Here is a 7,832-nt window from a genome sequence, read left to right as displayed (position 1 = left end):
TATAATAATAAAGAACAAACCATGCATATACATACTAACTGGTGCTGTTCACATGTATTTTTTCCAATTAATATATACCGTAATTGGCCGAGAGAGATGCACTACCATGTGACAAGTAACCAATAACTGCGCTCAGAGCTCTAATTACTTTAGTAACCTTTTTCTTTAAACTGTTTTTTTCTTCAAAAAATATCGATCGTTATTAATTTAAATATCCATATTATAAAATATCCAAATTTCTCTTCACAGAGTGGGTTATTCAAGCATAAGCCAAAATTAAATTCTCCTTACAACACCGAACAAATTTTTATACGATTTTTTATATTTATATTCTTCTTTGCAGTTGCGAGAGAGACACTCCCCCGCAGGGCTGAGACAGCTTGCTGGCTCAGTTAAGAGTGGCTCCGGTCCCTTTAGGGACTCGCCCTGGTAATTGACCTTGCCCCTATTCCGGCGACTTTTAAGATTTGCAGGTTCAACAATACTTCAAACGACAGCAATAAATGGCTACCTCCATTTACAGGTCAGGACAAGAATATCTGAGGCGCGTAAGCGCCTCTGCTGTACCTGGCCTAGCATTTCGCCCTGACTTTTTTCCTAACTCGGTGTGCTCTTCTTTTTAAATAGTCTGTAATATTGCTTCCTCCTACCTTTACACAAAATCCCCCTTAAAAAGGGGGAGGATACTATTAGCTGGAAAAAACAAACCCACCAATCATGACAAACGAGTCAATAAATAGATCTCTGGCGAAAGATTCGTAATCGAAATAATTTGCGACCTGCTCAGGGCAACCCTCTAACAAACCAGTATCGGCAATATAAGAAGTTGCAAAATCAATCTCAGAATCAGATTCACTGTGATAACGACCGTGGAAAGCTTCATAATCACTGCAATTAAAATAGTCTGCGTAAGCTTTAAACGCATCTAAACACCCCTCTTTGCAAGCCTCTTTGCAAGCCTCTTTGCAAGCCTCGATGTAGGCCCAATTCAGACTAGACTCGCTTATAAACTTCGAAGGGATGTAGTCCCAATCCTGAAACATAAACTCCGGATCTTTTTCATCGCCATGCAGCTTAATGCAGTATGAAATGAACTCGTCTTTTGAATCGAAATTATTCAACTCAACCCAAGCTCCGGCAATTGAACCGTTGTTGTATTTGCTGTAAGTACCCACATAGATGCTCGGACAGTTATCTTGATTAAACATTTTTAATCCTCATACTTCGCCGAAACCGGCATAACCCCTTACGGGAACACGAAAGGTATTGCGCCTTCCATGAAAACAATAATACGCCCATATACGTCATTTATCAACTTATATCACTGTAATATAAGAAATTATTAAACTAGTTAGCTAAGGGTCGATTTACAATACTGATTGAGAGCGTTAAACGCTGCGCACACGTTTTTTGTTCAAGCATGTTGAATAATCATGATGTCAAGTACGAGACAGGGTGCAGTTGAGGTGAGTATGTGACGTTGCTGTTAATAGACACCCTAACTAAGGGATTGAGGGCACTCCAGTATGCTCAATATATAAAGACTGCGGGATATACCCCGCAGTGTATTTAACCGGCGGCCAGTACCATGTTAATCGGGCGATAGTGATGCTGTGCAGTGAGCATTCTGGCTTCCCAGCGATCATGCTGCGCCTGTACGTTTATAAAGAAGTCCTCCGGCATCTCAAACAGCGCGGCCAGTTCTGTAGCCTCTTCAACGCTAACGCGACGGGTTCCGTGGATAATCTGGCGCAAAACTTTTGGCGATATATTCAACGCCTTTGCAAGCTGCGCCTGCGTGTAGTCCATTGGCTTTAAAAATTCTTCAAGAATAATTTCACCAACGGAGGTCGGTTCAGCGGTTCTTGTGTCCATAGATCACCTATATGTATGAGCATCCAGATAAACGTCATGTGCGGCACCTTCACGCCATTGAAAAATTATCCGGTACTGTATGTTAACTCTTATGCTTGACCAGCCTTCCAGATTACCTGATAGCCTCTCATAATTATTGCTACGAGGGATGAAAAGAGCCCTTTCTTCGCTAGCAGCTTCAATCATGACCAGCTTTCGTCTAAGTGCCCCTTCGAGCAGTGCAGGTATAGATGCACCACGTTGATTATCTTTATAGAATCGGCATAAATCGCCGGTTTCGCCGTCCTTGAAGTTCTTTATCATCTCTACACCCGAAATTTAAGGGACGAAGTTATTATACCCGTAAAGGGGATAGCAAACAACCAAAAAGGGAAGTAACATTCCCAAAAAAGGCACATCATGGGAATTTTAAGTACCTATCTTTAAAACCTATTCGTTTTTTCATATTGAGTATCTCCCCTTACCTGAGGCGAGAAAATAACCTCCTCAACACTACAATCCAACGAATGTGAAATTTCTTCTAAATCTAATTCAGGTTTGTTGTTTTCACAATATATTTCCTAACCGTATATTTTAGGATTATATGAAATAATATTACCTCAACCGTAAGTTAAAATTTCATCGTCGGTAGTGATGAACATTACAATACAAATAGGTTGAAATAGACTAAACCTTTTAAGCCCCGCTATGTCCCTTATTTATTGCCCTTAATTTTCGCACGCCCTTCAATACAAAGGGTCGATTAGCTTTAATGCTTCATCTGTTTTAAAATTTGTTTCTTTAGGCTCGTTGCCGCTTTTGAATTTCTTAAGTGACATTTGATTTCTTCCGCTGTTTATTATTGTTTCTTTGAGTTTCGCCGCCGATAAGCGTAGTTACACTGTCTGATCAGTATGGGTGCAATAGCGGTGAGACATTGTTTGGGGGCATTTTTTCGCCCCCAAAGAATTTCGATGACGAGCTTGCGATCTATTGTTCCCATACCAGACGGTGTAATTTAAGCGGGCGGTGATACCATAGAAACAATGAGCAAAGGGATTGCAAATGGCACATTGACGACGGTAAATCGAGCAGAGCGAGAGACCGGCGACCTTTGCGGCCCTGGCTTGCCAGGAAGTGACGCTTGGTGGTTGGTCTTAGCCATATGACCCTAGCCGGAAGGCCGAAAACCCGCTTACGGGGTTTCGTGAAGCTTGGCGATTTATCGTCTAGCTGAATGGGGCAGACGACGACCGCCGGTCGGAGCCGAAGGGGGCCATGCTGTTAGCCCTTTTTGTGGCCTTATCTTGAAAATCTTTTAGAAAGATAAAAAATCTATTGGATAGCTTTCTGATTATGCTTCAAATCTAATAACGAGCTTTGTGTTAGAATCTCGCAGCAATTTCTCCCCCTTATCTGGCGTATCTTCAATCCGAGAAAGGTCAGCATCAGTATCGACTTCAAGATAAACACCAAACTTACTGCCCTGATCACGGCATAACCGGTAAATAAGTAACTGACGAGCATCAAGATTATAAAATTCCCGTCCATTGAGGTCTGCTATCTCGGCTTTGAGAGTATCACCGTTATTTTCACCTAGTTTTCCCTGGATATTACGGCTTGCGTGACGGATCTCATTAGGACAGATTTTCCCTTTATCGTTCATCGTTACATCCATTTAGTGTGTGATTTTAGGCATATAAGGTTCTGCCATTTTACGAACCTCATCCGCAAGGTGAGGAGGCAACCAGACAGAGACGGGTTCAAGTTCCTGAAGGTCGAAGACCTTCAGGATCTCTAGAACGCGGGCAACCGCTCCGCTGACTGCTTGCCTTGTCTTTTTCTTTTCACGCGCCACATCGGCAGCTCGGCGACCCTCAACTAACACAGCATATGCCGTATTAACGGTTGCCTGAGTAAGGCTTTCGAATGCAGGTAAAGCTCTTTCCCAGTCAGAAGGGGTAATACGCGTTCTATCCATTAAATTCCCTTAAAATTCTTGAAAACATTGAGATACTGTTGCCATTTAACATCGTATCCCCTAATTATAATAGCGAATAGTCACCGCATTAGCGCAGAAATCTACCTACAAAAACTCAGTAAAAATAGAATCATAGGTGGATCGGCATATAAAACATTTTTCTGTACGAAACATACTACGATTATTACAGCAATGCATAGACAAAAAAAAGCAACAAAAGCGGCATTCGCGATGCTTAAATCTATCCATCCTTACCATCAGATTCACTGCTCATATTTAGTATCACAACAAAAATAATTATCTTGTCGGGTATGTTCTCATGTCCAATTTTCCTTGAGCCAACCCTGATTTGTAATAAGGCTGACAGATAGCAACTAAATTAATATTAAATAGTAAACTATCAGGCTCACTTTGTAATTCTTCGACACTGTAAGTAACAGTCCTGTACATTGCATCGAACATGTCCTGTTAAAATCTAAATCTAACCCACGGGCTCTCAACAACCCGCGAATTAGATTACATTTTAAGCAGCTATCTCTATGGAGTCTGCTTTCAAATATTGAGAAAGGAAATCACCTAATACGCGGAAAGCCGCCCTGAAAGCGGGGTAGATAACCCCTTGCCCTAATGCTTCGTGGGCCGTGGTCACAGACATCTCAGGATTTAGTTTTGATAAAGGATAACCTTTCACCGCTGCGTGCTCTTTCACCGTAAGCAGACGTGATTTAGTGGGGTCGGTAGGATGTTTAATAAATGGCTCAGTTGAACGGCCTTTATTGTAATGACGTCCAATAGTCCCACACGTTTCTTCATTCCCGTCGAGCAACTGGCGCCTAAATCCTTTACCAGCCTCGATATCCCTCATCTCTTTTTCTGCCAGATAGTCGTAGTTTTTCCAAGCCGGTGAGTCGAGAGGAATATCTTCAAGAATATCGGACAACACTTCTGCTTTCATTGACCGATTCATTCTATGGCCAATCATTTCTTTCATCGGAAAGATATTGAAATCAAGGTTCTTTGAGACAGCAAAAACACACAACCGCTTTCTGTCCTCAATACTGCCAAAATCAACGCCAGATAAAGTCATTTCTACGACATCGTAGCCCATGTTGTCCAGAACAGAGCGGATCACGGCCATGCTTTCCGTATTGGCATATTCTGTGACGTTTTCGAGAGTGATAAGTGCGGGATTCAGCAATTCGATGCAACGCAATGTGTAGTAAAACATTGCGCCTGCATCCGGATGCTCTTCAGCAGTTTTATTTTTGTTTTTTGCCTTGCCTGATTTACTTGCGCCGGTGCAGGGAATACCTGCAATGAGAAGGTCAACCGGTTGTCTGTCAGTAATACGCGCAGCCTGTATTGGTGACTCGATGATGTAATGCGCCGAACTAAGCATGTGTGCATTTTTTTCTAATGCGGGGTCGAGGTATTTTGCTTCGCGTTCTACGATAACACTCAACTGAGTGCGAATACCGGCTTCTTCCAAGCCGTCGTGAGCCGCACAGTCAAGCATGCCGAAGCCGAAAAATAGTGAGCCGGTATCGAGTGCAGCACCTGTAGCCAGTTTTGCAAGTATGCGGTTTTCTCGTTCTAGTATCTGTGTATCGATGTGATGTTTGGTGATCACGATTTTGTCAGTGGTAACAACAATCCTGATCTGCTGTTCATGAGAGAAAATATTAGATAAATCTCCACAACGAGCACTGGTTATCTCAATCAGTGGGTAAGTCCGACCGCCTTTATTGCGGCGAGATACCGCAAAATTTCCGTGTTCTTCACGAGTAAGCTCAATTTTGCCACCCGAGATATGAATGTTATAGCGGTCATCGGGCGAATAACCACAGCGAGAGAGTTTTCCGCCCTCAAGCCAGATCCGCAAGTGCCCTTTAGACTCGCCAATTTTGGAGTTGATAATGGTTGTAGATGTCGCTTTCATAAACCCGCCTTAACAGCTTTCCACTGTTTGCGGAATGCACCTATTTTCCATCGAGGCACGATAAAATACAGCTCACGCTCTTCATCTTCCTCGGCAAGATCTCGACCGGTACAAAAGAAGCCCGCTTTTGTTAGTAATGTCGCAATGTCATCCATTTTGGATTCTGGACCGACGATAGCCATGATTACAAATTCAGAAGGGATTTCGGTATCAGCTGTAGAACGCTCATAACATTTCATGTATTTGTCCTTTGCAGTTCCTTGGAGCGGTTGCCGCCGCTGGTTCCAAGGCAGTTAACGAAATTGCTAACTGATGAACAAAGTATATCATCCCACGCCAAAATGTCCATATTATGACAACTCTATATTGACAAAATATGGACATAATTAGAGTTAATAGCGAGGGATTGAAGAGAATAAAATGAAGGTCAATAGCAGTGTTTGAATCGCCATGCTATTAACCTATAATCCGTTCTGTAATATCTCTGCTCCTTTGCAGAACCCGAAGCCCACGACTTTGCCGAGACGTGGGCTTCAATCTTTCTGAGCACTATTCACGATTAAAAATCCTATCCATCTGCAATCCTATAATTGAGTACCATGCTTCAACTTTCTTCCTGTCGGCTGTACTAATGCGAAGTTTTGGATCATAGGCTTTTAAGGCTGTTTGGAAGTCCTTCATCACAGTTATGCATTGTCTTGCCCATTCACCCTCAGCCGCGCTGCCGCTTGTGACTCGGGGTCGGTTAGGTAATCGAGGGCGCAACGGTTTTACAGGTGCTAACGCCTTGACGTTATGTTCTTTTTCATCGATATAGCTGAAAACGAATGACCTGACTTGTTTACCCTTTTTCTCCATTTCATAACTGACACTTAAGTTCGTGTGTGCATTGATCATGTCAATTGCAGGGTCCAGAACACGATTGCGAAAATCGGTCAATTTTGGGTATTTTCCAGTCAGACCAACACGCTCTTTCATCCATTCGATACCAAAAGGTTCAGTCGTTATAACCCTTTGACTGTTTGTATATTTATCAAGTCTACGATAGCGGTATAACCAAGAGTAGAGACGAAAGGCAAACTGGGTATCTAGCTTTACGAGCTCGTTTAAATTCATCTGAGTGAATTCCTGGCGAAGTTCGTAAAGCGCTTCTCTTACCGAATCCGAAAATTTAACAACGATAAAACCTTCACCAGTTGTCGTGTATTTGATTGACGAGAACCAGAACCTTTCGACTGTAGTATTATCACTTTCGTAGGTTATGATGGGTTTTCGCGCTAAACCACTCACCGCCTGTTTGAGCTGCGTATAGCCAATTCTACCTAACGAGTACATGTCGTTGAATTCTGAAGGGTAGATAATGTACTCACTTTCCGGTTGCTCACGGCGGGGATCAATCTTGGTCAAAGCGAGGTAGAGAAGTCTGATCTCTGTTAAATTGACTTCGTATGCCCCTTCAATAAGTTGATTTGCTTGAGTAACTAACCTTTCACGCTTATCCATAAAAAAACCCTGCATATAAAGATACCTCATACTAAACAACCACCAATGACGACACAATAATAAATCGTCGTCATTTTTGATTCAATTCAAAGTTTTGATAATCCAACAGTTGCCACGACGCGGCCACCCTGTCACCGGCGGCGCTGGCCAGACTGTATAAATTTGTCGTCATATCCTGCCGGTCGGCGCGACGCGGCCACCCTGTCACCGGCGGCGCTGGCCAGACTGTATAAATTTGTCGTCATATCCTGCCGGTCGGCGCGGCGCGGCCACCCTGTCACCGGCGGCGCTGGCCAGACTGTATAAATTTGTCGTCATATCCTGCCGGTCGGCGCGGCGCGGCCACCCTGTCACCGGCGGCGCTGGCCAGCCTGCATAACTGTGTCGTCATATCCTGCCGGTCGGCGCGACGCGGCCACCCTGTCACCGGCGGCGCTGGCCAGACTGTATAAATTTGTCGTCATATCCTGCCGGTCGGCGCGACGCGGCCACCCTGTCACGGGCTGGGCTGGCCAGACTGTATAAATTTGTCGTCATATCCTGCCGGTCGGCGCG

General features: G+C 43.7%; 8 protein-coding genes. All 8 read right to left on the bottom strand.

Translation table 11 applies throughout. The features are described from left to right. Positions 1-689: 689 nt before the first annotated feature. The 8 genes from BS639_RS24210 to BS639_RS24175 all read right to left on the bottom strand — a co-directional run bounded on the left by BS639_RS24210 (position 690) and on the right by BS639_RS24175 (position 7,277). Positions 690-1,208, bottom strand: a complete 519-nt coding sequence (locus BS639_RS24210) for an antirestriction protein ArdA (protein WP_084984602.1) — start codon at positions 1,206-1,208, stop codon at positions 690-692. A 361-nt stretch (positions 1,209-1,569) separates the two neighbouring features. Beyond that, entirely contained in the window at positions 1,570-1,875 is a 306-nt protein-coding gene (locus BS639_RS24205) for a HigA family addiction module antitoxin (protein WP_084984601.1), read from the bottom strand. Positions 1,876-1,878: 3 nt separating this feature from the next. Further along, positions 1,879-2,178 (bottom strand): type II toxin-antitoxin system RelE/ParE family toxin, encoded by a 300-nt coding sequence (locus BS639_RS24200; protein ID WP_084984600.1) that lies wholly within the window; start codon positions 2,176-2,178, stop codon positions 1,879-1,881. A 1,030-nt stretch (positions 2,179-3,208) separates the two neighbouring features. After that, complete coding sequence (locus BS639_RS24195; RefSeq protein WP_084984599.1) at positions 3,209-3,520, bottom strand: hypothetical protein; 312 nt, start codon at positions 3,518-3,520, stop codon at positions 3,209-3,211. Between the two features lie 12 nt (positions 3,521-3,532). Then, positions 3,533-3,835 (bottom strand): TrfB-related DNA-binding protein, encoded by a 303-nt coding sequence (locus BS639_RS24190; protein WP_084984598.1) that lies wholly within the window; start codon positions 3,833-3,835, stop codon positions 3,533-3,535. A gap of 523 nt (positions 3,836-4,358) precedes the next feature. Beyond that, positions 4,359-5,774: a DNA cytosine methyltransferase gene (locus BS639_RS24185; RefSeq protein ID WP_084984597.1), complete on the bottom strand. Its 1,416-nt coding sequence runs from the start codon at positions 5,772-5,774 to the stop codon at positions 4,359-4,361. Continuing rightward, on the bottom strand, positions 5,771-6,013 hold the full coding sequence (locus BS639_RS24180) for a hypothetical protein (RefSeq protein ID WP_084984596.1): 243 nt from the start codon (positions 6,011-6,013) through the stop codon (positions 5,771-5,773). The genes BS639_RS24185 and BS639_RS24180 overlap by 4 nt, the downstream gene beginning before the upstream one ends. A 310-nt stretch (positions 6,014-6,323) precedes the next feature. Continuing rightward, positions 6,324-7,277 carry a replication initiation protein gene (locus BS639_RS24175; protein WP_233427755.1) on the bottom strand — a complete coding sequence of 318 codons (954 nt, stop codon included), beginning with the start codon at positions 7,275-7,277 and terminating at the stop codon, positions 6,324-6,326. Between the last annotated feature and the right edge of the window lie 555 nt (positions 7,278-7,832).

Origin of the sequence: Rouxiella silvae (assembly GCF_002093625.1) — a bacterium.
In the GTDB taxonomy this organism is placed as follows: Bacteria; Pseudomonadota; Gammaproteobacteria; order Enterobacterales; family Enterobacteriaceae; genus Rouxiella; species Rouxiella silvae.
This window is presented reverse-complemented; position numbering and strand designations above follow the sequence as displayed.

Excerpts from the sequence above, each read along its gene's own strand:
- BS639_RS24185 (WP_084984597.1), bottom strand. The coding sequence starts at position 5,774 with ATGAAAGCGACATCTACAACCATTATCAACTCCAAAATTGGCGAGTCT.
- BS639_RS24180 (WP_084984596.1), bottom strand. The coding sequence starts at position 6,013 with ATGAAATGTTATGAGCGTTCTACAGCTGATACCGAAATCCCTTCTGAA.
- BS639_RS24205 (WP_084984601.1), bottom strand. The coding sequence starts at position 1,875 with ATGGACACAAGAACCGCTGAACCGACCTCCGTTGGTGAAATTATTCTT.
- BS639_RS24175 (WP_233427755.1), bottom strand. The coding sequence starts at position 7,277 with ATGGATAAGCGTGAAAGGTTAGTTACTCAAGCAAATCAACTTATTGAA.
- BS639_RS24190 (WP_084984598.1), bottom strand. The coding sequence starts at position 3,835 with ATGGATAGAACGCGTATTACCCCTTCTGACTGGGAAAGAGCTTTACCT.
- BS639_RS24195 (WP_084984599.1), bottom strand. The coding sequence starts at position 3,520 with ATGAACGATAAAGGGAAAATCTGTCCTAATGAGATCCGTCACGCAAGC.
- BS639_RS24210 (WP_084984602.1), bottom strand. The coding sequence starts at position 1,208 with ATGTTTAATCAAGATAACTGTCCGAGCATCTATGTGGGTACTTACAGC.
- BS639_RS24200 (WP_084984600.1), bottom strand. The coding sequence starts at position 2,178 with ATGATAAAGAACTTCAAGGACGGCGAAACCGGCGATTTATGCCGATTC.